A 25,068-nucleotide genomic window follows, 5' to 3' on the forward strand; every position below is an offset into this window, starting at 1 on the left:
AATGATAAGCGTGAGATGTACGCTCGAGGTCTTCTTGATCGCAAGCGTACATCTTTTTTATGCATTTAAGTTTGTTGAATCGGTTGGCTTATCTTTCTTACCAGCACTTCTTGCGCCTTCAATTCCGAGGAACACACACATCACGAAAAGGATAAAACAGATCACAGAAAGCAAGTAGTTTTGCGCCATGAAGTTCGAGTAGAGCATAACGAGCAGGGCGCTCGTAGTAACAATGAACATGAAAATCATGGGAATAATGACGAACAAGGCTTTTGACTTTGTTTTAACAAGCCACATTGTGACAGCTAAAAGAGCTAAGGCTCCAAGCATCTGGTTTGCGGCTCCGAATAACGGCCAAACCGTTTGCCATGTTCCGGTTAAGGCTAACGCTGTTGCGCCAATCAAACCGGCAATTGTCGCGAAATGTTTGTTCGTCAGAGCTTTTACTTGAATACTATCTCCAAGTTCAGTCATGGTGTACCGCATTAGCCGTGTGGCAGAGTCTAGTGTAGTCATTAGAAAAGCCGATGCTGCTAGTGCGGTAAACGTAATTCCAGCTTGAACAGGTAAGCCCCACGTGCTCATAAACTCACCAATTCCTAAAGAAAACACACTAATTGGATCGTTGTATTGCGCCATAAGCGCTGAAAATTCCCCCATCGTTAAGTAAGCAACCGAACCAATGGCAATAATAGCCACGAACGCCTCTAAAAGCATCGAACCATACGTAACAAAGCGCCCATTTTTTTCATTGTCCAATTGCTTAGAAGTCGTACCAGAAGAGACGAGGGAGTGGAAACCAGAGATAGCACCACAAGCAATGGTAATGAATAATATTGGAAATAAAAATCCAAGTTGATCGTTATAAAACCCAGTAAATGCAGGCATTTGAATTGTCGGTCGAGCAATGAGTAGTCCTAAAAAGGCACCACCAATTAAGAAATAGAGCATGTAAGAATTTAAATAATCACGTGGCTGGAGCAAGAGCCAAACAGGTAAAACAGATGCAAAGTAAGCATAGATAATTAAAATAAAGGACCAAGCGGTTGCACTTAATTCAAGCGGAAAGGTAAGACCTAACCAAATGGCTCCAACCATGGCAATCGTCCCAAGAATCGTTGCTGTTATGAGATTCATTCTTACCTGGTTAACAAGAACACCAAACACCATAGCAACAGCGATAAAGAGTAATGAAGCCGTTGCAGCACCGGGGAAAGAAACAAAAGTGTTGGCAACTAATATGACAAACACGCCAACAATTAAAATTAGTGTCGCAATAGCGAAAGAGAGAAACATGAGCTGCCCTCGTCGTCCCATGTATTCTTTAATGACTTCCCCAATCGATTTTGCTTTATGGCGAACAGACGCTTGGAGTGATGCATAATCGTGAGTTCCACCAACAAAAATACTACCGACAATAATCCAGATTACGGCAGGTAGCCAGCCAAACACGATCGCGGCAATTGGACCAGTAATAGGACCTCCACCAGCAATGGTTGTAAAGTGGTGGCCGATTAATACAGGAGTTTTAGTTGGGATGTATTCTTTCCCATCGTATAACGTATGCGCAGGTGTTTTACGGCTACTGTCTATTTTTAATCGTTTTTCTAAATATTTTCCGTATGTAAAATAAGCGACAATTAAGATGGCACCACAAATTAACATAAGTGTGACAAAATTCATATTGTTACCCCCGCCTTCTCATTATTCCGTTATTGCCTCAATAAATGGCTGAATAAATGGATTGCCTTTCTTGTTTATAATTAGTCTCTGTTCAGGTATGGATAGTACGCCAAGATAACGTTCATACCAGCCTGATTTTCCCCATTGAATAAACGAAACTTTTCTCGTTCTTTTTGCTTTTTTCTCTAGTGTTATACTTGGTGTTGTATGCAACAAGAAGATGCCAATATAAATGGAAGACATATGGCTTGTGCGGTCACTTTTATGTTGTTGGATATAGCAATCTAATTCTTGTTTGAATTGTTCGAATTCTTCTGTTGTACCTTCGTGTGCTTCATATAAAAAAATGTGTTGATTGTTCTCAACACTCCAAACGGTTACGTTTTTTGTGAACATGTACCGATCGTCTCTTCGGTAATAATGTGCGCTAAACCGCAGTGGGAGGTTTTCTAGTTTGTCATTTGCGTAAACGTCAAATTGATGTTTTAGCGTATTTTCTAGTTGATTTATAAACCGTTCCGCCTTCGTAATTAACACCTCCTACTAAAACTTGATTATAAGTGAGTGATTCTTATTATAAGGACGATCTTATAAAAGTTCAATACTTTCAGTCAATTTAATTTTTTGTTGAATATGTTGCGCCGTAGATGTACATTGCAAAAGTTTTAAAAAAAGTCAGTAGGGAACAGAACAAGAAAATAGTCTTTGGAAGGGGTATTATAATGAAACTATATATTAATGGTGAATGGGTTGGGGAAAACTTAGAGCAAGTCGATATTACAAATCCAGCTAATGGAGAAGTTGTTGATCAAGTGCCAAAAGGTGGCACAGAGGAAGCGAAGTCGGCAGCAGATGCAGCTGCTGAAGCATTTAAAACATGGTCAAAACTTTCCACGTATGAACGTAGTGAGAAATTAGAATTGTGGCACCAATACATTGAAGAACAAACTGAAGAGTTAGCAACCTTAATGACAAAAGAGCAAGGAAAAGCCATGAAAGAGTCTCGTGGTGAGATTGGATATGCGAATTCATTTATTAAATGGTATGCAGAAGAAGGAAAACGGAATTACGGAGAAACGATACCTGCTTCCACAGACGACAAGCGATTGTTTACGATTAAGCAACCAGTCGGTGTCGTAGCAGCCATTACGCCATGGAACTTCCCAGCAGCAATGATTACGAGAAAGATTGCACCTGCATTAGCAGTCGGCTGTACAGCTGTGATCAAGCCTGCTTCGCAAACTCCGTTAACAGCATTAAAGTTAGCAGAGCTTGCTGAAAAAGCGGGTATTCCTGCTGGCGTCATTAATGTCGTTGTGGGCGCTTCTAGTGACATATCAAAAGTCTGGCAAGAAGATCACCGAGTTCGGAAGCTTACGTTTACAGGTTCAACTGAAGTAGGAAGAACACTAATGAAAGATTCGGCAGAAACGATGAAGAAGATTTCTTTAGAGTTAGGTGGTCACGCGCCGGTGATTGTTTTTAAGGATGCGGACCTTGATCGAGCAGTACAAGATACCGTTGCTTCTAAATTTCGTAATGGTGGACAAACATGTGTGTGTGCGAATCGCATCTACGTCGAGGAGTCAATTGCTGATGAGTTTACGAAGAAAATGAAGGCAGAAGTGGAGAAATTAACAGTCGGTAATGGTCTAGATGAACATATTGATATAGGTCCACTTGTTGATCAAGATGCTGTTGACAAAGTCTTGTCGCATATAGCAGATGCAAAGGAAAAAGGAGCTACCGTTGTGACAGGCGGTACAAATACCAATGGTCTTTTCATGGAGCCTACCGTGTTGGCAAATGTGACCGATGATATGGCGTGTATGATTGAAGAAACATTTGGTCCGGTAGCGCCAATTGCAACGTTTAAGCAAGAAGAGGAAGCAATTGAGCGAGCTAATGATACAATTTTCGGATTAGCCGCTTATGTATTCACCAAAGATATCAATCAAGCGATACGCGTAACCGAAGCGCTTGAATACGGAATTGTTGGGCTAAACGACGGTGGCCCATCGGCTGCACAAGCGCCATTTGGAGGTTTTAAGCAAAGTGGAATTGGACGTGAAGGTGGCCGTCAAGGAATGGACGAATATCTAGAAATCAAATACGTATCGTTTAAGATGTAGCAAAAACACACCTAGGGTAATTGAATCCTAGGTGTGTTTTTTATGAAAAAAGTGGTTGTGCACAAAACAATATTAGTGTACTATTTAAGTAGAACACTAATACATGGATAGGGGGAACAAACAAACATGACAGATTTTCCGTTACAAATTAAGGGTCTTAATAAGTCATTCGGAAAAAATCATATTATCAAAGACATGAATTTTCAATTAAAACGAGGTCAAATTTATGGGTTTTTAGGTCCGAATGGATCTGGAAAGACAACGACGATTCGAATGATCGTCTCCCTTATTGCTCCAGACTCCGGGGATGTCATTATTGAAGGGAAAAATGTTCGAACAAGTCGAAAAGAAGCCTTGGCGCAAATAGGTGCGATCGTTGAAGATCCGGATTTGTATGGCTATTTAACTGGTCAGCAAAACCTTGAGCATTTTGCTAGATTGAGTCATCAGTCCATTTCAAAAGAGCGTATTAAAGAAGTGGTTTCTTTAGTTGAACTTGAAGGGGCAATGAAGAAAAAAGTAAAGTCCTATTCATTGGGAATGAAGCAACGGTTAGGAATTGCGGTATCGCTTTTGCATCGTCCTTCTGTATTGATCTTAGATGAACCAACCAATGGACTTGATCCGAAAGGCATTCGAGATCTCAGGTCGTATTTACAACGGTTAGCCAAGGAAGATGGTGTGACATTACTTGTATCCAGTCATCAGCTAAGTGAAATTGAAACGCTATGTGACCGAGCCATTGTTATCAAAAAAGGTGAAGTGGTAGACGAAATTTCAATGAATGAGGATGAACGCACCGAGCAAACCTTAACGGTGAAAATTGAAGCAAAACCAGCAACAAAAGCGTTTGAAATTTTATCAACATACGGGACGGTTAAACAAAATGGAACAGCGGTTGAATTAGAAAAACAATCGTATGAAGAGATTCCAGACATTGTAGCAGCACTTATTAAAGAACAGGTTCACGTTTATGGCGTAACGTATCAAAATCGTTTAGAAGATGCGTACTTTACGCTCACCGAAGAACGAGAGGAGGAAGTATCATGATGGGCATTTTATACAATGAGTGGTTAAAGTCTTGGTACGGACGAAAAGTCTGGGTATTTATCATCGTGATGGGCGTATTTCTTGCAGGTGCAGTGGGGCTTTCCCTTTTAACTCAGGCTAACTTGGGAGATCCCATGAATGCCGCAGAATTTGCAGAAATAAGCGTGTTCATGTTTCCTACATTTGTGATGTTATTTGGCGTTGTGCTTATTGCCGGAGCAATTGCAGGAGAATTTGCAAATGGCACAATCAAACAATTGTTAATTAGACCGACTTCACGACATGCCTTACTGTTTGGTAAATGGTTTGGGAACTTACTTTTCTCCCTCTTTATGTTTTTTGCGATTGTCATTGTTTCTATTGTGACAGGCTTATTCATTTTCAGTACCGAAGGGTTATCGATTACAGAGATGTTTTCTAACGTTTTTGAAATGGCGCTTTATCAGTTGCCAACTGTTGTATTTTATATTGCGCTAGCGACACTCATCGCTGTTCTAACAAAAAGTACCGCATTAACGATCATTATTACGTTCGCTCCGATGTTCTTTAGCAGTTTAGTCCAGCTGTTTATTTCACAGTATGAGTGGTCAAAATGGATCATCGTATCGCATGTTGAGTTTTTTGGGAATTATTATTCAACGGACATGGCGTTTGGGGCACCACCTTTTGAGAGTATGTGGGCTTCGCTAGCATTTTTACTTGCACATATCGTGGTTATTTTACTAGTTGCTCATCTTGTATTTAAAAAACGAGATGTGCTTTAATGGAAGAGTCAGGCGTTTCTAGACGCCTGGCTTATTGCTTTAGAAAGGGGGCGATGGCGTTTGTCTATACAGTTTGATCCGAACAAAGCCATTTATGCCCAGATTGTTGATTCCTTTTACCAACAGATTTGTAGCGCTGAGCTAGCGCCTGGTAATAAACTTCCTTCTGTCCGTGAAACGGCACAAACGTTAAAAGTAAATCCCAATACGGTGTCTCGAGCTTATCAAGAGATGGATCGGGAAGAAGTAACATTTTCGAAACGTGGACAAGGGACATTTGTAACAGAAGATTTAGCAAGAATCCGATCATTAAAAGAAGCGCTTGCGCAAAAACAATTAAATGAGCTTGTGAAGTATATGCGCAAACTGGGTTACACCGATGAAACCATGATAGAGGCTCTTACGAAAACAGTAAAGGAGGTGAGAGATTGATGAGGGTTGAAGTCAAAAATGTACATAAAAAATATGGACGTAAACAGGTATTTAACGATTTATCTTTTCGTTTTGATCATAATCATTTTATCGTTTTGATAGGTGCGAATGGCTCTGGTAAATCAACTTTGCTTAAGATGTGTGCCGGATTAGCACCATTTTCAAAAGGATCCATTCAATTAAATGATCAAAAGGAGCGGATCGGTCGAGCGCAACAAGCTAGTTACGTAGCAGAACAAGCAGGTTTCCCAATCTATCAATCGGCGGAAGTGATCATTGATCAACAAAAAAAATTGTATTCTGATTTCAATAAAGATCAAGCGTTACGTTATTGTGAAGACATGAACGTTCCAATTCAAACCAATTGGGCTTCACTTTCTACGGGGCAACGTCATCTTTTATCCTTAATTATAGCCATTTCAACACAAAAGCCGTTTTTATTTATTGATGAGCTGCTTGCGAATCTCGACACCACCAAAAAAGAAGCGATGCAACAAATATTAACAGATTTCTTGCTTGAAGGCGGTCGGACCATTGTGATGGCTACGCATGCGTATGAAGATGTGGAGATGCTTGCTGACGGAGCCATTTTTATAGAGGGAAACGGTGTTAGAACCATTCCAGATTTAGAGGCGTGGCGGACCGAACACAGCGCTTCACTCCGAGATTTATTTGCAAGGGTGGGGAGAGAATGAAGGAATTTGTTTTTTTTCTAAAAAGAGATTTGCGCTTGCTTTTGCCGGTTAATGTGATAGCAGCAATCATATTTTTTGTCATGATGGTAGCGGCGAGTGTCATTCGCATGCGTTTTGGACAACCGTTTGATGCTGTAGATATGACGTTAGTTTTTGTCCTTTTAGTGTATTATTTTTTCTTAGCCTCCATATTAATTATTGCTGAGTCTGTCTGGAGAGAATGGCGGAAAGGGACGCAAATACAGTGGTATCTTGCACCAGGATCCGTTCATGTGAAATTATTTTCCAAAATGGTATCCACTTATATGTGGTTGAACGTTCAGTTCTTGTTTGTGGCAATTGTTTTGTTAACGTTTATTCAATTTGCAGCAACAGAAGGCATGATTGTGGAATTCTTTGAGGATATTGAATCAATCGTAAAGTATCCACTTCAAGCATTTTGGATGGCTTTTATTGTTCAATTTCTTTCACTCGTTTCGGTGCTTTTTCCAGCATTTATTTTTTTTGGTGTGAAGACATGGACGAAGTATCTCGTCCTCATTCCATATGGATTAATGGCTATCTTGCTCTATCCCTATCTAACATTTAAATTCAGCGAGAATGTAGATGAATCAGTTCCGCTTATTACGACTACTTTTGAATCTGTAACTTCTGCACAAATTGTGTGGGACCTTGGCTTGCTCATTCTCCTCTATTCACTTATTGTGTTGTTCCTTAAGAAGAAGATTGAGCTATAAAAGATTGAAATGAGGCATTCGTACCGATAAAATAAAAGGATCTAACATTGAAAGTGAAGTGTATGTGTAATGAAGTTCAAGAAAACTGAAACGATTAAGCTATTAAAAGAGTTAGTTCACATTCCAAGCCCGTCTGGCTACACTGAAGATGCGATTGCGTTTGTTGAAGCATTTTTAAAAACGCACAAAATTTCTTATCGGAAATCAAACAAAGGCGCTTTAGTTGCAACGATTGAGGGAGAAGATACCACTTCTCACCGAATGGTCACGGCTCATATTGATACGCTAGGAGCAATCGTTAAAGAGTTAAAGCCGAATGGGCGATTAAAAGTAGATTTAGTCGGTGGATTTGCTTATCAGTCTATTGAAGGGGAATACGTGACAATCCATAAAAGCGATGGAAGCACGGTTTCTGGGACGGTTGTGGTGCACCAGTCCTCCGTTCACGTTTATAAAGATTCCCGAACGATTGAACGAACGCAAAAGAATATGGAAGTTCGTATTGATGCGAAAGTGGAGGACATAGAGGGCTTACGTCAGCTTGGCATTGACGTGGGGGATTTTGTGAGTTTTGCACCACGCTTTGAGCAAACAGAGACAGGATTTATTAAATCAAGGCATCTGGATGATAAGGCAAGTGTAAGCTTAGTGCTAATGTTGATGAAAGAATTAAAAGCAAGTCAAACGAAGCTGCCTTATACGACGCATGTCCTCATTTCAAATAATGAGGAGATTGGCTATGGAGGGAATGCGTCAATTCCAACTGAGGTTGTGGAGTATGTAGCGGTTGATATGGGAGCGATTGGAGATGGTCAACAGTCTGATGAGTATACTGTTTCCATATGTGTGAAAGATTCAAGTGGTCCTTACCATTATGGCTTAAGAAATCACTTTGTTCAGCTATGTAAGAATAACGAGATCCCGTACAAGTTAGACATTTATCCGTATTATGGGTCAGATGCATCAGCTGCGATTCGTTCAGGTCATGATATTGTCCATGGGCTCATTGGACCAGGCATTGAAGGCTCTCATGCAATGGAGCGAACCCACGAACAATCGCTTGAAGCGACGTACAACCTTTTATATGCGTACATTACAACATCAATGAAGCATTAAAAAAGCTGCCCAAGCGGGCAGCTTTTCTTATGAACGAACATCCGATGTTTGTTTTGTATACGCACGTAACATCCAGGCATGTTTTTCGATAGTTTCTTTTAAGCCAATTAACATATCTTCTGTAGCATCATCATCTAGAGAGCCACATACATCAATCCCTGATTTCAACTCATCTGCAAGCTTTTCATAGTCACTAACTAAGTCTGCAACCATCTCATCTGCTTGTAAATTTTTATTCCCTTCGTCAATAGACGACAGCTTTAAGTATTCCTCCATTGTTGCAACAGGGTACCCTTTAATAGCAAGTAATCGCTCAGCTAACTCATCAACCGTAGCGCCTGCTTCATTGTAAAGCTCTTCAAATTTCTCATGTAATGTGAAAAAATGAGGCCCTTTCACATACCAATGATAATTGTGGAGTTTAACATAAAGAACACTCCAGTTTGCTACTTGTTTGTTTAAAACAGATTGAATTTTCTCTTGTGCCATTATAAAATCCTCCTACTAACGTTGTGTACAGATACTATTCCCCCTGTACAAAATTCTAAACAACGGGTTAAAGCAATTCATAATGGAACGTTCCGCCGTGAATATGGGTAAACATCGTTCCAGCAGCTTGTAGAAGTTTCTCCGCGTTTTGTGCAATGGATGCGTGAGAGAAGAAAAAAAACTGAACAGCTTCTGTTGTATCTGTATGTGTAGTCGTGGTCGTATCAACATAGAAAGGTGAGGCGACTTCTTTATTTTGATCATAAAGAGAATATCCTTGTTTATACAAGGGTTTTACGAGTGAATGCGAATCGTGCAACGTGATGGGTAATTGATACTCCAACATAAAAAAGCGATTTAAATCAATGGCTGATTGTACAGGTTTGAAAAAATTAGCTTCTTGTACAGCTTGAAAAACCTTTTTATGATGAGGAAAGGGTGGATTCGTCGATAAATCTTTATCGAGTACTTCCATATGAAGAAGCTCTTGATGGAATTGCAGTCTTCCTTTTAACATCGTTGATGACTCACTTATTTGTATATGTTGGTAATGAATAATTCCTATTTCCACGGTTGTTCCTCCAAATTCTCCACTGACATTTACTTTCCTATTATGATTCTGTATGCTAGAAGAAATCAAACGTTTTGATGAAAAAGGAAGAAATCATATGAATGTTGAGTTACTAAAGCATAAATTACTCGAATACAGTAAAACGATCGGTATTGATAAAGTAAGGATCACGACGGCAGATCCTTTTTTGTCGTTAAAAGACCGCCTCATCGCCCATCAAGAAAAAGGATATGCATCGGGATTTGAACACCCTCACCTTGAAGAACGAATTGATCCGAGCTTAAGTTTAAAAGAAGTTCGAACAATTATTTCGATTGCCGTGGCATATCCGTCCAAACTTTCAGATTCACCAAAAAGAGTAAAAGGAGAAAGAAGAGGGTTTTTCTCCCGCTCGTCTTGGGGTATAGACTATCATGATGTCTTAAATGATCGACTAAAAAAGATTGAAGATTTTCTGATGCAAGAGTGTGGATCAATTGAAACGGTCCGTATGGTTGATACAGGTGCTTTATCGGATCGAGCAGTCGCAGAAAGAGCTGGTATTGGCTGGAGTGCAAAAAATACATTTATTATTGCGCCAGAGCTAGGCAGCTATGTTTTTCTAGGGAATTTATTAACCACAATCCCTTTTCCTGTTGATGAGCCGATCGAAGATTTATGTGGCTCTTGTCAAAAATGCATTGATGCTTGTCCAACTGGTGCGCTAGTAGAGCCTGGTGTTTTAAATGCTCAAGCCTGTTTATCGTATCAAACTCAGACTAAAGGGTTTATGCCTGAAGAGTATCGTTCAAAAATCGGAAATTACTTGTATGGATGGGACACCTGTCAGCTTGTTTGCCCATATAATAGAGATCAGGACCATCATCAGCACGTTGAAATGGAACCCGATCCAGAGAAGATAAAGCCTTTGCTTATTCCTTTACTGACGATGAGTAATAAGGCATTTAAAAAAGAATTTGGTCATATGGCAGGATCTTGGCGAGGAAAGAAGCCCATTCAACGGAATGCGATTATTGCTTTAGCCCATTATAGAGAAACATCTGCGCTTCCTACGTTGCTTCATCTTTTAACTGAGGATCCAAGACCTGTCATTCGGGGAACGTCTGCTTGGGCAATTGGAAAAATCAGTGAAAGTAAAACCGAAAAAAAGGCATTAGAGGATGCGAAACTGAATGAGCAAGATGAAGATGTAAAAAATGAAATCGAAAAGGGTCTTGCGTTTTTAAAGCAGAAAGGCGAATAGAGAAACGGGGGAGTGGCATGCACGTCATGACAAGTTTTTATGTGAAAGAGGTTCAAAGTCCAATAGGGCTTTTGACGATCGTTTCCTCAGATAAAGGATTAACGCACCTTAGTTTTGGTCCTTTAAATAAAGCGAATCTGGCAGCTCGATTAGCTCGATTTGGAAAGAAACCCGAATGGTTTGAATTGGGAGAAGATGAGTCATTACTGGCTGCTGAACAATTAATGGAATACTTTAACGGAGAGCGACAGGAATTTGATGTATCGATCGACTTAATCGGCACACCTTTTCAAAAAAAAGTATGGTCTGCATTAAATACAATTACTTATGGTGAAACAAAAAGCTATAAAGAGATTGCGGAGATGATTGGAGCACCAAAAGCTGTTCGCGCAGTAGGGGGTGCGAACAATCAAAATCCCCTTCCGATTATTATTCCGTGTCATAGAGTAATTGGTTCAAATGGTGCCATGGTTGGCTATGGTGGAGGTTTAACAAATAAAGAACGGTTGTTATCATTAGAATCAAAAATGAAAATTTCATAAAAAAAACATGGCAGTCACGCGCACTGCCATGTTTTTTTTGACATGTTCAAAGACTTTTTAAATACATATAAGGAAGAGCTGGTGTTAAAGGACAGTTCTTCATAGCCTTGCTTCGCATAAAACGGAATGTTCGATGATCTTGTTTCACACAACAGCTCGCGACATGAACGATTTAACGCTTCTTGCTCGACGGTTTTAAGCAGAAGCTTACTAATGCCTTGACCTTGATACGCAGGATCAACGCTTAATCGAAAAAACGTACAAACATGCTGATTTTGCTCGTAAAAGATGCACCCAACAATCCGATTGTCTTTCATACAGACAAATGCTTCTTCATTCCTTGACAGACGCAAAGCGATGGAAAGTCTAGTTTCATGTAAGGCAGATGCAGTAACAGGGTCATGTCTGTAAATTTGAAAAGACGTTTGAATTAAGCGGTGAATTGATTGACAATCAGTCATAACGGCTTTGCGTATCAAGATCATTCGCTCCATTTCGATATAAGATAATCATAATTATACATCTTTATTAATTTTTATTCAATTCTTTTTTGAGGTGATAGATGAAATGAAGAAAAAATGGCTTGTCCCTTTACATGCGAGAGTTAAACAACTAAACACAGCTTTTCTAAATGGACATGTAGAAAAAGATTTGCCAGAAAAAGATCGAGTGGCGTTTGTTAAAGATGCAGATGAAATAAATGCACGAGGCGCGGAAGTCGTTAGTGCAAAAATAAAAGGCGACGTATTAAGTGCTGTAACCTTTGATTCATTAACACAAGTCGATTATTTTATAGTCGTTGACCGTTTAATTAAACAAGGAGAGCGAACGTATATGGAAGAACGAACGATGCGAAGACGCGCTTTTTTTGAAGGCAGTGTTCTTGTAGAGGATCAATGTCAAACGACTTACCCATTATCTTTGCAAGAACGTGGCGAGAAGCGGACTGGGAATATTGTTCGGGATGAACAGTCTGGCTACAACCGTAGGAATGCTGTTCGTTATGCAGAACAATGGTGGAATGATTACAACCCTGCTTTTGTGCGCTTTGAAGATAATTGCACAAACTATGTCTCACAATGTTTATATGCAGGTGGTGCACCGATGACGGGTAAAACAGCAAAACAACGAGGCTGGTGGTACGAAAATGAAAAAAGAATGAGTTTAAGCTGGTCTGTTGCACATTCGTTTAGATGGCATTTAAGTGGTGCAACATCAGGGTTAAGAGGAGAAGAAAAAAAGATGGCTAGCGATCTTCTTCCAGGTGATGTGATTTGCTACGACTTTAATGGAAATGGAAAATGGAACCATTGTGCCATTGTTATTGCCAAAGATGCGAATAATGAACCGCTTGTTAATGCCCAAACGATCAATAGTCGCTATCGATATTGGACGTATCAAAATTCACCTGCTTATACAGAGAACATTCAATATAAATTTTTTCATATCACCATTTAAACAGGGTCTAGTGACTCTGTTTTTTCAATGTTTGTCAGCATCCCGTTTCATGTGTAATATAGAGAGGGAACGTAAACCATTCATAAAGGGTGAATGCATATGAAATGGAGAATGTACGCACAAGCTCTATGGATGATTGCACTATTCCTAGCTTTTGCTGCAGTATTTGTAGATCAAAACGGTATGTTATTGATAGGAATTATTGTTTGTGTATTAAGTTCCACAATCTTTTATATAAAAAGCAAAAAGTAAATAGAGGTGCACGAAAAATGGGATTGCATATTGTACTTTATCAACCAGAAATACCAGCTAATACGGGGAATATTGCACGGACATGTGCTGGCACAAACACAACGTTACACTTAATTCGACCACTGGGCTTTTCAACAGATGACAAAATGTTGAAGCGTGCAGGTTGTGATTATTGGCCAAATGTAAAGATTCATTACTATGATTCAATTGACGAATTGTTCCAACGCTATAGTCAAGGAGAGTTCTTTTTTATTGAAACGATAGGGGAACATCATTATAGCGATTTTGATTATACCGATACTAAGGCGGAGTACTTTTTTGTATTTGGTAAAGAAACGACAGGATTGCCGCAAAAATTAGTGGAAGAGCGGAAGGAGCGGTGCTTTCGCATTCCGCAAACTGATGTGATCCGCTCGCTCAATTTATCAAATACAGCTGCAATTGTCATTTATGAAGCGTTAAGACAACAGAATTTCCCGACGCTGAAGTAAATCTTTTTTAAAGAGGTAGGCTTGCAATAAACGTATTGTATAAACGAAATAACACAAACAAAATAGTAAACAAAAACGCCGCCCAAAAAAATAAGTGAAAGCAAATAAATCCGATTAACCCTGGGATAGTTAAGGATTCAGCAATACGATAAACAACAAAAACAATGTAGGCAAATGAAGCAATTAGAAATGCTAAGAGAACGACGATTATAAAGGGATGAAGAACGAGAGCAAGGATGCTTCCAATAAAATAAATCCATTGGCTTCCTTCTGTCTTGCTCCAACTATTGCTTTCGTCAGTTTTGCTGGAAAAGAATAAAAACGAAAGAGAATTGACGGTATCCGCAATTAATTTTAGTGCTGAAAAGATCATGAAAAACAGCAACATCAGCACGAGAATAAGGCCGATACGAATTTCGTTTATGGAGAGAAGATCTGCCATACCGTCTAAGATCCCGTTTTGTTCTAGCCAATCAATCACAAGCCCTTGACCGTACAAGGCAAACGACAAACTAAATAAAAAAATGCTTATTAAGGGTAAATGTCCAGTTAAGTATCGGTTCATATTAATCTCCTATATGTACGAATAACAAATCATTGAAGCGCTTGTCCGGAAAATAAGACAAGCGCTAACTCGTTTATTCACCTTTATAATGGTGGATAACTTCATAGGCATGTAGTTCATTTGCACTGGCAGCTGGCTTTTGATCAGTAGATTTGTCTGCATTTTTGTGGGCTTTTGCAAAAGATTCACTTGCTAGCCAATTTTCATAGTCTTGCTTTGAAGCCCATTTCGTGAAAACGACTTCTTTTTTCTCATCGTCTTGATTTGATAAAAACATAAATTCTAAGCAACCGTCTACCTTTGCCATGTTGTCAGATGCCTTTCCAAAGCGCTCCTGCAACATTTTTTTCTTTTCAGGTGTAACGTTGAGTTCGTTCATAACGATGTACATGTTTGATTTGCTCCTTTTTTTATCAAGATTTCGTGTTTTTTGTAAGAGAATGACTTTTCAATCTGATAGAACTTGGCTATAATAAAAGAGAGCGTTTACGCCCCTTGCAAGGAGGACTTTTTATGAGAACGTTTCTAATGATGAGTGTCTGTGTCGTCTTTTTAGTCTCCATTTTTGCTGGAGGTTACGAGGAAAACCCTCACAAACGATAAAGACCAAGAAAACCGGGAAACCGGTTTTTTTAGTTTTACCGAACCGCCGCTTCCCATATTTTCATTGCTGGTCGACTTGACGACAAATCCTCTACATGACCACGATCTCTACCAACCCAAACTGAAGCTGTGTAGGAATCCGTGAGTCCTGAGAAAGTTAAATCTCGATACTCATTGGACGTCCCTGTTTTCCCGCCTACATAGCCATTCGTAGCGAGCATGATGTCTCGACCTGTTCCGGATTGCACAACTTCGTTCATTAATGTGCGAAGTTTATCATTTGTTTCTTTACTCCATATTTGTTGTGGCTTCTGCGCTGGCCACTCATATATGATGTCATTATGTTCATCATATACCCCTTTTATTGCTTTTGCAGGAGTGAATTCTCCATCGTGGGCAAAGGTTTGGTATGCTTGGACCATTTCATAAACAGACACATCAACAGTTCCTAGCGCAATCGAAATGTCTCGTTCTTCTGCATTTAATTGTTTAAAATGAAACGGTTCAAGATAACTTATGCCTGTTTGAATCCCAATTGAATCTAAAAGGTATTGTGCAGGAATGTTGTAGGAATGTTTAAATGCTTCTCTTAGTGTGACGTTTCCTGGCTTTACATCATTGTAATTTGAAATACAGCCTAACGAGCGGTTTGTTTTCTCTTGTTCCGTGCAATTGTCTCTTGGGTTTCCGTTGACGACTTTATCAATGGAATCATGTGTCTCTTCAAAATAGGGAGCAAAGTCGATTAGAGGTTTAAATGCAGAACCGTGTGAGCGGTAGGAATCTAATGCAAGCATAAAATTGCCTCTTTCATATTCGCGACCGTGGCTCATGGCGACAATCGATTGATCATCGTTTCGAATCACCATCCCTGCACCTTCTACATCTGAAGGGAGCTCATGATAAAAACTCTCTTTTAATGCAGTTTGCCGATCTGGTTCAAGTGCTGTTTCAATTTTAATTCCTTGTTTAAGCAAATCAGCACGTCGGTCTTTCGCTTCTTCTTCGCCTAAGCCATCTACAGCTTGAATTAAAGCGACAAGTTCTTTCTCAACATAATCGGTATAATCGGGATACAAGTTTCGTAGATTTGAACGTCGAAGTTCAATCGTCTCCGCTTTCGCTTCCTCATACTCCTCTTCACTAATAAATTCTTCCTCTTTCATTTTAAGCAAAACCCATTCTTTACGCTTGTTCGTATTATCAATTGCGTTAAAGGGATCATAGATCGTCGGATTATTAGGAATCGCTGTTAAGAAAGCAATTTGTGCTAAAGACAGTTGTTCAGCGTTCTCGCTAAAGTACAGCTGACTTGCAGCTTCAATACCGTAAGCATGGTTACCGAAATAAATCGAATTCAAGTACAATTCTAATATTTCTTCTTTTGCGTAGCGCTGCTCAAGTTCATGGGCATACAGAATTTCGCTTACTTTTCGTTCATAGGTTTGCGAATGATCTAAGAAAATATTGCGGACCATTTGTTGGGTAATCGTGCTAGCTCCTTGATCAATTTCACCACTACTTACATTGGTAATAACTGCACGAGCAATGCCGGACGCATCGAATCCTGGATGCTGAAAAAAGCGTCGATCTTCTGTAGCTACAAAAGATTGAAGTGCAAACTCAGGCATGTGTTCATAAGGCAAATAGTTTCGGTTTACGCCGCCCTCTGAAGCAATTTCTGCGACGACCTGTCCGTTGCTTGCAACGATGGAGCTATTAGAAGAAAGATAAAGAATCTCATCATCAATATGTGTGCCAACCACTTGACCAATTGTTTGGACATTGCCTACCTCTGCAGAAGTGGAGCGGAAAAGAAATACACTACTTAGAGCAAACAATCCAATAAAAAACCAGCCTAAAAAAGTTTTCATTGCCATACTCACTTTCTATCCAACGTATAAGTAAGTATATCATTCTTTTCATGGTGCGGACAGTCTCGCCTTTTCAGAAAAGAAGCATGTTCATTTGATTCAATGCATATCGTTAATTAATCTCGCTTACACGAGGATGGAGGTATACGAGTTGAATATCTTAAACAAAATTGAACAGTACCGTGACAATGAGGAACGCTTACGCTGGGAAGGAACGTTTGCTGAATACTTAGACCTAATCAAAGAAAAGCCGTGGGTTGCACAGACCGCTCACTCTCGTGTGTACAATATGATAAAAGACGCTGGCGTGGAAGAGAAAGATGGAAAAAAAGAATACTCGTTTTTTAAAGACTCAATTTATGGTCTAGAAGAATCGTTAGAAAAGTTAGTAGAAGAATACTTTCATTCTGCAGCGAAACGGTTGGATGTACGAAAGCGAATTTTATTACTTATGGGTCCTGTGAGTGGAGGGAAATCTACCCTCGTTACGCTCTTAAAAAGAGGATTGGAAGACTATTCCCGAACAGAAAATGGTGCTGTATATGCGATAAAAGGGTGCCCGATGAATGAAGATCCGCTCCACCTTATTCCACTCCATCTACGAGAAGACTTCCAAAAAGAATTTGGCATTAAAATTGAAGGGAATCTGTCTCCTTTAAATATGATGCGATTGGAACAAGAGTATGAGGGACGGATTGAAGATGTAGTCGTTGAACGTGTCTTCTTTTCCGAAGATAAACGAACGGGAATTGGAACGTTCTCACCATCCGATCCAAAATCCCAAGACATTGCAGATTTAACAGGTAGCATTGACTTTTCGACGATTGCAGAATATGGATCTGAATCCGACCCCCGCGCCTATCGATTTGACGGCGAACTAAATAAAGCAAACCGTGGCATGATGGAGTTTCAAGAGATGCTCAAATGTGATGAAAAATTCCTATGGCATCTACTATCCTTGACGCAAGAGGGGAACTTTAAAGCAGGGCGATTCGCACTTATTTCGGCCGATGAACTGATTCTCGCCCATACAAACGAATCAGAGTACAAATCGTTTATTTCGAATAAGAAAAATGAGGCGCTCCATTCCCGAATCATTGTCATGAAAATTCCATATAACTTAAAAGTGTCTGAAGAAGAAAGAATATACAAAAAAATGATTGCCGATAGTGATCTTTCACATGTCCACATTGCACCCCATGCACTCAAAGTTGCGTCTATTTTTACGATATTGACTCGTTTAAAAGCGTCACACAAAGCGGGTATTGACCTCGTTAAAAAGATGAAATTGTATGATGGTGAATCTGTAGAAGGATTTAATCAACAAGATGTAAAAGAACTACAGTCGGAATTTAATGATGAGGGCATGAGCGGGATTGATCCAAGGTACGTCATCAACCGTATTTCTTCTGCAATTATTCGTAAACAACTGACGTCCATTTCAGCACTGGATGTGTTGCGTTCCATTAAAGAAGGATTAGATCAACATGCTTCCATTTCGAAAGAAGACAAGGAACGTTACACAGACTATATTACGATTGCACGTAAAGAGTATGATCTAATTGCCAAAGAAGAAGTCCAAAAAGCGTTTGTGTATTCGTATGAAGAGTCGGCGAAAACGCTGATGGACAATTATTTAGATAATGTAGAAGCGTTTTGCAATAAAAATAAGTTAAGAGATCCGCTTACTGGTGATGAAATGTCACCTGACGAAAAATTAATGCGCTCGATTGAGGAGCAAATTGGGATTTCTGAAAATGCGAAAAAAGCATTCCGAGAGGAAATTTTAATTCGCATCTCTGCTTATGCGCGTAAAGGAAAACGTTTTGAATATAATTCTCATGAACGCCTTCGTGAAGCGATTCAGAAAAAGCTATTTGCGGATTTAAAAGATATTGTAAAAATAACAACATCCGTGAAAACGCCAGACGAATCACAGTTGAAAAAAATGAACGACGTAATCGCGCGATTGATTGATGAACATGGCTATAACTCGGTTTCAGCAAATGAATTATTAAGGTATGTCGGCTCCCTTTTAAACCGATAATAGAACAAAAAGACCCTCACTGTGTCAAGAGGGTCTTCTTGTTCTTTTTTGCATTTAGTGGTAATTTATGAATAGAATGTTGGCATTTAAGAAAGTGAGGAGCGTTTTTGGCTGAAAATAGTGTGAAATCAGAGGCTTGGGGATGGGTAAAGGCCATTGCAATTGCATTAATTATTGCATTTGTAGTCCGGACGTTTATTGTAACAAGCTTTGAAGTTCGTGGTGAGTCCATGGTACCAACTGCCGAAGATGGCGAACGATTCATTGTGAATCGATTAGCGTATCAGTTCGGTGAGCCTGATCGTTTTGATTTAATTGTGTTCCATGCAACAGAAGAAGATAGCTATATTAAACGAGTCATTGGGTTACCTGGGGATACGGTTCGTTTTGAAGAAGATCAACTGTTTATTAACGACGAACAAGTGGATGAGCCTTTTTTAGACGACATCCAAGCGTCTTACAGTGGACAACAGTATACAAATGACTTTGAATATGATGAAGTTGTTCCAGAAGATCACGTGTTTGTGGTAGGCGACAATCGCCCAAATAGTCATGATAGCCGCGTTTTTGGTGCAGTGCATGAAGACGAAATCATTGGTAGAGTGGGTTTGCGTTTTTGGCCGTTATCAGAATTTGGTTTTATGGAATAATTGAAATGAAAGCAAAAAGTGCTCATAGAGCGCTTTTTTTGTTTTGGTCGTGGGACTTGCGAGGATAATTGATCTGAAAAACGAATCATTGATGAAAGCATTTATGTATTATGAATCATTTGGATTTCTTCATATAATAGACGTATCACAAGAGGAGGCGTTCTGATGGTCATAGGTTTACATCATGTACAAATAACCATTCCGATAGGAGAAGAGAAACAAGCATTCGCTTTTTATCATACCTTTTTAGGATTAAAACAGATTGACAAACCTGTAAGTCTTGCTGGAAGAGGAGGATTCTGGCTAACGCTTGGAGATGTTGATATTCATGTTGGGACAGAAAAGGACGTTGATCGTTTGCAAACAAAAGCACACCTTGCCTATCAAGTAGAGGACCTGCTATTTTGGAGGCAAAAACTCACTCAAATAGGAATTGAGATTTTAGAAGGAGTACCGATTCCGGGATTTGAGCGGTTTGAATTCCGTGATCCTTTTGGAAATCGAGTGGAGCTTATCCAAGCTATTTAAGTGAAATCTTAAGTGAGTGAAAAAGGTTTAGCTCGTCCTCATACAATTAATTAGCAACTCTCGCGCAAGTGAAACATAGGATAAGTTAAGGCAAAGAAATCAATCCAATCCTATACTATGTGCAAGGGCATCTACGTGTGCAAAAATGTTAATGGTAGGAGGGCAAGAATGGAAAAAAACAATAAGAACCAGTACATTGTCTCTGAGGAAAACTGGTCCCTCCATCGAAAAGGGTTTCAGGACCAACGTCGACATCAAGAAAAAGTTCAAGATGCAATAAAGAAAAATCTACCTGACCTTGTCAGTGAGGAAAATATTGTTCTTTCAAACGGGAAAGACGTGATTCGCATTCCAATCCGCTCCCTTGATGAATATAAAATCCGCTATAATTATGATAAGAACAAACATGTTGGCCAAGGAAAAGGCGATAGTAAAGTAGGCGATGTTGTTGCTCGCGATCCAAATGGTGATAAACAAGCTGGGGCTGGAAAAGGTCAAGGCGCTGGTGATCAAGCAGGGGAAGGCTACAATGAAGCAGAGGTTTCCATTGCTGAGCTAGAAGAAATGATGTTCGCAGAAATGGAATTGCCCCATCTTCAGAAAAAAGAAGAACAAGAAATTGTTATTGAAAATATTGAGTTTAACGATATACGTAAAAAAGGCCTGATGGGCAATGTAGATAAAAGGCGAACGATCCTTGCAGCAATAAAGCGGAACTCACTCGCTGGAAAAGCAGGGATCATGCCAATTTATAATGAAGATCTTCGTTTTAAGACGTGGAATGAAACGATTAAACCTGAATCCAAAGCGGTTGTAATTGCAATGATGGACACAAGCGGTTCCATGGGTCGGTTTGAGAAATATGTTGCCCGAAGTTTCTTTTTTTGGATGACTCGTTTTTTACGAACGAAATACGAAAAAGTAGATATTGAATTTATTGCTCATCATACAGAAGCAAAAGTAGTAAACGAAGAAGATTTTTTCTCAAAAGGTGAAAGCGGTGGAACAATATGTTCTTCTGCTTATCGGAAAGCCCTTGAACTCATTGATGAAAAATACAATCCATCCGCTTACAACATTTATCCGTTTCACTTCTCGGATGGAGATAATTTAACGTCGGATAATGCACGTTGCTTAAAATTAGTTAAACAGTTGATGGACCGCTCCAATTTATTTGGCTATGGCGAGATTAATCAATATTCTCGTAACTCGACATTAATGGGCGCTTACAAAAATGTAAACGATCCACGATTTATGCACTATATTCTTAAAGAAAAAGGCGACGTCTATCACGCTCTTAAACATTTCTTTCAGAAAGAGGATCAGCAAGTAAATGCATAAATGACTCTTGTTTTTAGTCAGAAAACATTGATAAGTGGACGGTAATTATTGTTACAAAAAAACAATTGACTTCTGTGAAAGGACTCGTGTATAATCACCTCTAACTTCATTTGTTCGTAATGCGTAGATCGGAACAAGTAGGCGAAAGAATATGTAAAGAGAGTTGGTTTCATCGGCTGAAAGAACCAACCATTCCTTCTTTTGTTGAACCCTATTCCGGGAGCAATTGGCAAAACCAATCGTCTCATTGACGTTATCAATGTTAAGTGGGCATCGTAGGATGCTAACAAAGGTGGTACCGCGGAGCTCTTCCGTCCTTATTTCAAGGATGGGAGGGCTCTTTTTCGTGAAGGGGGAGAAAAAATGCAGGGAACGATTGTCATAAAAATCGGAAGCAGTAGCTTAACAACCGTTACAGGACAACTAGATGCACAACAGCTTAATAGTCATGTTGAGGCAATGGTATTCTTGATGAAACAAGGATACCGCATCGTGCTTGTGACATCAGGCGCAGTAGCAGCAGGATTCTCAAGCTTAGGATTTAAACGAAAGCCAAAAGGGATTGCGCAAAAACAAGCCTCAGCAGCAGTTGGACAAAGCTTGCTCATGCAAGCATACATGGATGCGTTTAAACATCATGATTATATTGCGGCACAGCTGTTAATCACACGAGCTGATTTTGCTGATCAACAACGGTTTTCTAATATCTCCCAAACGATTGGAGAATTAGTCAAACGAGGAGCGATTCCCATTATTAATGAGAATGACTCAACATCAATAGAAGAGTTAACCTTTGGGGACAACGATCGCTTATCCGCACTCGTTAGTGGGATTGTACATGCGGATATGCTTTGCTTGTTTACTGATGTGAATGGCGTTTATGATCAAAATCCATTTTCCTATCCGAACGCAAAAAAATATCATTATCTCTCAGAAGTACCTGAAACCCTTTTGGATGCAATGGATCAAACCACTTCTGATGTTGGTACAGGTGGGATGTTCTCGAAACTGTCAGCAGCAAAAACAGCAATCGAACTTGGGGCAAACGTTTTTATTGGAACCGGAGAAGGGGAAGAGAAGTTTGCTGATGTATTAGTAGGCAAAGGAGATGGCACGTATCTTGGCTCTTTTGCGAAAAATACAATGTCGATGACCAAACAATACATTTTATATCATAGTAGTCCAAGGGGCACGATTTTTATTGATGATGGAGCGGCGAATGCGCTGTTAAAGCAACACCGCAGTTTACTTCCAGCAGGAATTGTTGATGTGAACGGCTCGTTTAACATCGGTGAAATTGTTGATGTGCGTAGAGAGAATAACGAGGTTATCGGAAAAGGCAAAGTGAATTTTACAAACGAAGAGCTTGATTTATTAAAAGGGAAAAATAGTGCTGAGGTTATAAAAGCAACAAGCCGGTCAAAAAAAGCTGTCATTCATCGTAACTTTTGGGTGGCAATGTAAAGGGGATAGAAGGATGGAAAAAGTCGAACAGATTGCCAAGAAAGCAAAGAAAGCAGCGCCAAGTATTGCCCTTGCGACGATAACTGAACGAAACGAAGCGTTAACCAAAATGGCTGACGCATTGATAGATGAAAAACGCTTTTTGCTTACGGAAAATCAAAAAGATATTGACGAGGCGGAACAAAAGGGAACACCAAAACCATTAATTGATCGTTTGTTATTAACAGAAGAGCGAATTGCAGACATGGCGGAAGGGATGTGGCAGCTTGTTCAATTACCAGATCCAATTAATCAAACCCTTGAAACGATTGAACGTCCAAATGGATTAACCATGGAAAAGCGAGTTGTTCCGTTCGGTGTGTTTGGCATGATCTACGAGGCTCGTCCCAATGTAACGGTTGATGCTTGCGCCCTTGCTATCAAAACAGGAAATGCAGTTGTGCTGCGAGGCAGTGCCAGTGCAATGCACTCAAATAAAGCCATTGTCACTGTATTAAAACAAGCGTTGACGAATACCACGATTAATACGGCTTGTATTCAGTTGATTGACGATCCATCCCGAGAAGAAGCGAACCGCTTTATGAAATTAAAAGGCGACATTGATGTTTTGATTCCAAGAGGGGGTGCATCGCTCATCCAAACAGTAGTCAACGAAGCCACGATACCCGTCATTGAAACAGGCGTAGGAAATTGTCATGTGTATTTATCAAAACACGCAGATTTGGAGCTAGCTACATCAATTATCGTGAATGCGAAAACCCAACGTCCTTCTGTTTGCAACGCAAGCGAAACGTTGCTACTTGATCAAGGGTTTGCGGACCGTCACTTGCAAAAGATTGCGGAAACCTTAATAGAAAAAGGCGTCACGTTAAAAGGTGATGAAAACGCCCGAGCGATTTTTCCTCATATGTTACAAGCAGATGAAGAAGACTGGCGTACCGAGTATCTAGATTTAACCCTCGCCATTCGATGTGTGGCAAATTTGGAAGAAGCGATTGATCACATTAATGAATATGGAACAAAACACTCAGAAGCGATCGTCACGGAAAAGGATTCAGAAAGAGATTACTTCTTCCAGGCTGTCGATGCTGCAGTCGTGTATCATAATGCCTCAACGCGATTTACAGACGGGTTTGAATTTGGTTTTGGCGCTGAAATTGGCATTAGTACGCAGAAATTACATGCAAGAGGACCGATGGGTTTACAAGCCCTTACGACCTACAAATATACAGTTAAAGGTACCGGGCAAATCAAGTGAAAACGAGAAGACAAGTGAAGAAGCTTGTCTTTTTTGTATGAAAGTTGGAGCTAAAAGAACTTGGTTGGTAAGAGATATTTCAGTAGCTGTGTACATAAAAACGTACTTGCTGATAAGCGCATTCAGCAAGTACGTTTGTTTTATTTTCCGAGTTCAGGTTGTGGCGGGGATTCTTCAAAATCTGGCATAGTTGTCGGATCAAGTGGATGATCGTGTGTGGCAGCGAAAAAGGTGCCGCCTGATACATCTTTTACATTATGAACGACGATAAAGGCGTTTGGATCGACTTCATGTATAAGCTTTTTTAAGTAGAAGAGGCGGTATGAACGAACAACAATGTAAATGACTTCGCGTTCTTTTTTTGAATAGCCACCATAACCGTTAAAAATCGTCGCGCTCGATGCCATTTGTTTTAACACTTTCTCAGAAATGGCTTGCGCTTCTGGTGAAATGATATTGACCGCTTTTTTTGCATCGAACCCTTCGAGCACATAGTCTGTTACTTTTTTTCCTATATAAAGCGCAATAATTGTATACATCGTGTAAATTGGTCCAATGATAAACACGCCGGAGATAACAATAACCGCATCTAAAACAAAGTTGGTACCGGTTAATTCCCAGCCAAAACGATGGTTAAGCATTCTCGCAATAATGGAGGTTCCGCCAGTTGAAGAACCTGCACGGAAAATGAAACCAAACCCAACCCCAGTTATAATACCGGCGAAAACCGCAGCTAATAATGTATCTTCAATTGGTTGTCCAAGTCGTTCAGTAAAAAAGATAAATAATGATAAGAGCGGCACATTAATAATCGACTTATAGACCATATGTCTCGGTAATAATTTAAACCCTATTAATAAAAGAACAGCGTTAAACACAAACGTAACGAGAGCTGGTGATAAATCAAATTGAAAATATAGCAAGAGTGATAACCCGACAATGCCGCCCTCAGCAAGGTTGTTCGGCATCGCAAACAGTGTAATCGATAGGCTGAAGAGGAAGGTTCCAATCGCCATATAGAAATAGTCTCTCAAGATTCATCATTCCTTTCTACAAATGAAAAGAAGCAGTGGTGGCAAGCGC

Annotated in this window: 26 protein-coding genes and 1 other annotated feature; of the genes, 17 read left to right on the forward strand and 9 right to left on the reverse strand. The window is 39.8% G+C overall.

Annotated elements, in window-relative coordinates:
* Nucleotides 1-57: 57 nt before the first annotated feature.
* Entirely contained in the window at nt 58-1,683 is a 1,626-nt protein-coding gene (locus tag ABC361_RS06915) for a carbon starvation CstA family protein (protein WP_413073310.1), read from the reverse strand.
* Nucleotides 1,684-1,704: 21 nt separating this feature from the next.
* Complete coding sequence (locus tag ABC361_RS06920) at nt 1,705-2,220, reverse strand: DUF8052 family protein (RefSeq protein WP_413073311.1); 516 nt, start codon at nt 2,218-2,220, stop codon at nt 1,705-1,707.
* Between the two features lie 185 nt (nt 2,221-2,405).
* Between ABC361_RS06920 and ABC361_RS06925 the strand changes: the two genes are divergently transcribed.
* The 7 genes from ABC361_RS06925 (at nt 2,406) to ABC361_RS06955 (ending at nt 8,609) form a co-directional block, all read left to right on the forward strand.
* Nucleotides 2,406-3,815, forward strand: coding sequence for an NAD-dependent succinate-semialdehyde dehydrogenase (locus tag ABC361_RS06925; protein ID WP_413073312.1), 1,410 nt, complete (start codon nt 2,406-2,408; stop codon nt 3,813-3,815).
* A gap of 126 nt (nt 3,816-3,941) precedes the next feature.
* The gene (locus tag ABC361_RS06930) at nt 3,942-4,865 is read left to right on the forward strand and encodes an ABC transporter ATP-binding protein (protein ID WP_413073313.1); all 924 of its coding nucleotides are present in this window, start codon (nt 3,942-3,944) and stop codon (nt 4,863-4,865) included.
* Nucleotides 4,862-5,629, forward strand: a complete 768-nt coding sequence (locus ABC361_RS06935; RefSeq protein ID WP_413073314.1) for an ABC transporter permease — start codon at nt 4,862-4,864, stop codon at nt 5,627-5,629. The genes ABC361_RS06930 and ABC361_RS06935 overlap by 4 nt, the downstream gene beginning before the upstream one ends.
* 60 nt (nt 5,630-5,689) lie before the next feature.
* The gene (locus tag ABC361_RS06940; RefSeq protein ID WP_413073315.1) at nt 5,690-6,061 is read left to right on the forward strand and encodes a GntR family transcriptional regulator; all 372 of its coding nucleotides are present in this window, start codon (nt 5,690-5,692) and stop codon (nt 6,059-6,061) included.
* Nucleotides 6,061-6,756 (forward strand): ATP-binding cassette domain-containing protein, encoded by a 696-nt coding sequence (locus ABC361_RS06945; RefSeq protein WP_413075732.1) that lies wholly within the window; start codon nt 6,061-6,063, stop codon nt 6,754-6,756. Before ABC361_RS06940 ends, ABC361_RS06945 begins: the two co-directional genes overlap by 1 nt.
* Nucleotides 6,753-7,493: a hypothetical protein gene (locus ABC361_RS06950; RefSeq protein ID WP_413073316.1), complete on the forward strand. Its 741-nt coding sequence runs from the start codon at nt 6,753-6,755 to the stop codon at nt 7,491-7,493. The genes ABC361_RS06945 and ABC361_RS06950 overlap by 4 nt, the downstream gene beginning before the upstream one ends.
* Nucleotides 7,494-7,562: 69 nt before the next feature.
* Entirely contained in the window at nt 7,563-8,609 is a 1,047-nt protein-coding gene (locus tag ABC361_RS06955) for a M42 family metallopeptidase (RefSeq protein WP_413073317.1), read from the forward strand.
* Nucleotides 8,610-8,636: 27 nt separating this feature from the next.
* Here the strand turns inward: ABC361_RS06955 and ABC361_RS06960 are convergent, their stop codons facing one another.
* Nucleotides 8,637-9,098, reverse strand: a complete 462-nt coding sequence (locus ABC361_RS06960) for a Dps family protein (protein WP_413073318.1) — start codon at nt 9,096-9,098, stop codon at nt 8,637-8,639.
* A gap of 67 nt (nt 9,099-9,165) precedes the next feature.
* The gene (locus ABC361_RS06965) at nt 9,166-9,669 is read right to left on the reverse strand and encodes a hypothetical protein (RefSeq protein WP_413073319.1); all 504 of its coding nucleotides are present in this window, start codon (nt 9,667-9,669) and stop codon (nt 9,166-9,168) included.
* Between the two features lie 97 nt (nt 9,670-9,766).
* On the opposite strand from ABC361_RS06965, the gene queG reads away from it, so the two are divergent.
* Nucleotides 9,767-10,912 carry a tRNA epoxyqueuosine(34) reductase QueG gene (queG, locus tag ABC361_RS06970; protein WP_413073320.1) on the forward strand — a complete coding sequence of 382 codons (1,146 nt, stop codon included), beginning with the start codon at nt 9,767-9,769 and terminating at the stop codon, nt 10,910-10,912.
* A 17-nt stretch (nt 10,913-10,929) separates the two neighbouring features.
* Nucleotides 10,930-11,454 carry a methylated-DNA--[protein]-cysteine S-methyltransferase gene (locus ABC361_RS06975; protein ID WP_413073321.1) on the forward strand — a complete coding sequence of 175 codons (525 nt, stop codon included), beginning with the start codon at nt 10,930-10,932 and terminating at the stop codon, nt 11,452-11,454.
* A gap of 14 nt (nt 11,455-11,468) precedes the next feature.
* Here ABC361_RS06975 and ABC361_RS06980 read toward each other — a convergent pair whose 3' ends face one another.
* Nucleotides 11,469-11,933, reverse strand: coding sequence for a GNAT family N-acetyltransferase (locus ABC361_RS06980; protein WP_413073322.1), 465 nt, complete (start codon nt 11,931-11,933; stop codon nt 11,469-11,471).
* 88 nt (nt 11,934-12,021) lie between these two features.
* On the opposite strand from ABC361_RS06980, the gene ABC361_RS06985 reads away from it, so the two are divergent.
* Both ABC361_RS06985 and trmL read left to right on the forward strand, forming a co-directional pair.
* Nucleotides 12,022-12,912 (forward strand): amidase domain-containing protein, encoded by an 891-nt coding sequence (locus ABC361_RS06985; RefSeq protein ID WP_413073323.1) that lies wholly within the window; start codon nt 12,022-12,024, stop codon nt 12,910-12,912.
* A gap of 269 nt (nt 12,913-13,181) precedes the next feature.
* Nucleotides 13,182-13,655, forward strand: coding sequence for a tRNA (uridine(34)/cytosine(34)/5-carboxymethylaminomethyluridine(34)-2'-O)-methyltransferase TrmL (trmL, locus tag ABC361_RS06990; protein ID WP_413073324.1), 474 nt, complete (start codon nt 13,182-13,184; stop codon nt 13,653-13,655).
* 7 nt (nt 13,656-13,662) lie between these two features.
* Here trmL and ABC361_RS06995 read toward each other — a convergent pair whose 3' ends face one another.
* From ABC361_RS06995 to ABC361_RS07005, 3 genes are all read right to left on the reverse strand, one after another.
* Nucleotides 13,663-14,220: a DUF5366 family protein gene (locus tag ABC361_RS06995; protein WP_413073325.1), complete on the reverse strand. Its 558-nt coding sequence runs from the start codon at nt 14,218-14,220 to the stop codon at nt 13,663-13,665.
* 73 nt (nt 14,221-14,293) lie between these two features.
* The gene (locus ABC361_RS07000) at nt 14,294-14,611 is read right to left on the reverse strand and encodes an antibiotic biosynthesis monooxygenase family protein (RefSeq protein ID WP_413073326.1); all 318 of its coding nucleotides are present in this window, start codon (nt 14,609-14,611) and stop codon (nt 14,294-14,296) included.
* Nucleotides 14,612-14,858: 247 nt separating this feature from the next.
* Nucleotides 14,859-16,697 carry a transglycosylase domain-containing protein gene (locus ABC361_RS07005; RefSeq protein ID WP_413073327.1) on the reverse strand — a complete coding sequence of 613 codons (1,839 nt, stop codon included), beginning with the start codon at nt 16,695-16,697 and terminating at the stop codon, nt 14,859-14,861.
* A 151-nt stretch (nt 16,698-16,848) separates the two neighbouring features.
* On the opposite strand from ABC361_RS07005, the gene ABC361_RS07010 reads away from it, so the two are divergent.
* From ABC361_RS07010 to ABC361_RS07035, 6 genes are all read left to right on the forward strand, one after another.
* A complete protein-coding gene (locus ABC361_RS07010) occupies nt 16,849-18,744 on the forward strand; it encodes a PrkA family serine protein kinase (protein WP_375078757.1) in 1,896 nt (631 codons plus the stop codon).
* A 107-nt stretch (nt 18,745-18,851) separates the two neighbouring features.
* Nucleotides 18,852-19,394 (forward strand): signal peptidase I, encoded by a 543-nt coding sequence (gene lepB, locus ABC361_RS07015; RefSeq protein ID WP_413073328.1) that lies wholly within the window; start codon nt 18,852-18,854, stop codon nt 19,392-19,394.
* A gap of 165 nt (nt 19,395-19,559) precedes the next feature.
* A complete protein-coding gene (locus ABC361_RS07020) occupies nt 19,560-19,922 on the forward strand; it encodes a VOC family protein (RefSeq protein ID WP_413073329.1) in 363 nt (120 codons plus the stop codon).
* A gap of 168 nt (nt 19,923-20,090) precedes the next feature.
* Entirely contained in the window at nt 20,091-21,263 is a 1,173-nt protein-coding gene (yhbH, locus tag ABC361_RS07025; protein ID WP_413073330.1) for a sporulation protein YhbH, read from the forward strand.
* 115 nt (nt 21,264-21,378) lie between these two features.
* Nucleotides 21,379-21,585: a binding site (T-box leader), on the forward strand.
* A gap of 41 nt (nt 21,586-21,626) precedes the next feature.
* The gene (gene proB, locus ABC361_RS07030) at nt 21,627-22,727 is read left to right on the forward strand and encodes a glutamate 5-kinase (RefSeq protein ID WP_413073331.1); all 1,101 of its coding nucleotides are present in this window, start codon (nt 21,627-21,629) and stop codon (nt 22,725-22,727) included.
* A gap of 13 nt (nt 22,728-22,740) precedes the next feature.
* Nucleotides 22,741-23,985 carry a glutamate-5-semialdehyde dehydrogenase gene (locus tag ABC361_RS07035; protein ID WP_413073332.1) on the forward strand — a complete coding sequence of 415 codons (1,245 nt, stop codon included), beginning with the start codon at nt 22,741-22,743 and terminating at the stop codon, nt 23,983-23,985.
* Nucleotides 23,986-24,125: 140 nt separating this feature from the next.
* Here ABC361_RS07035 and ABC361_RS07040 read toward each other — a convergent pair whose 3' ends face one another.
* Nucleotides 24,126-25,019 (reverse strand): YitT family protein, encoded by an 894-nt coding sequence (locus ABC361_RS07040; RefSeq protein ID WP_413073333.1) that lies wholly within the window; start codon nt 25,017-25,019, stop codon nt 24,126-24,128.
* Nucleotides 25,020-25,068: the final 49 nt, after the last annotated feature.

It is taken from the genome of Shouchella phoenicis, assembly GCF_047238345.1.
GTDB lineage: Bacteria > Bacillota > Bacilli > Bacillales > Bacillaceae_D > Shouchella.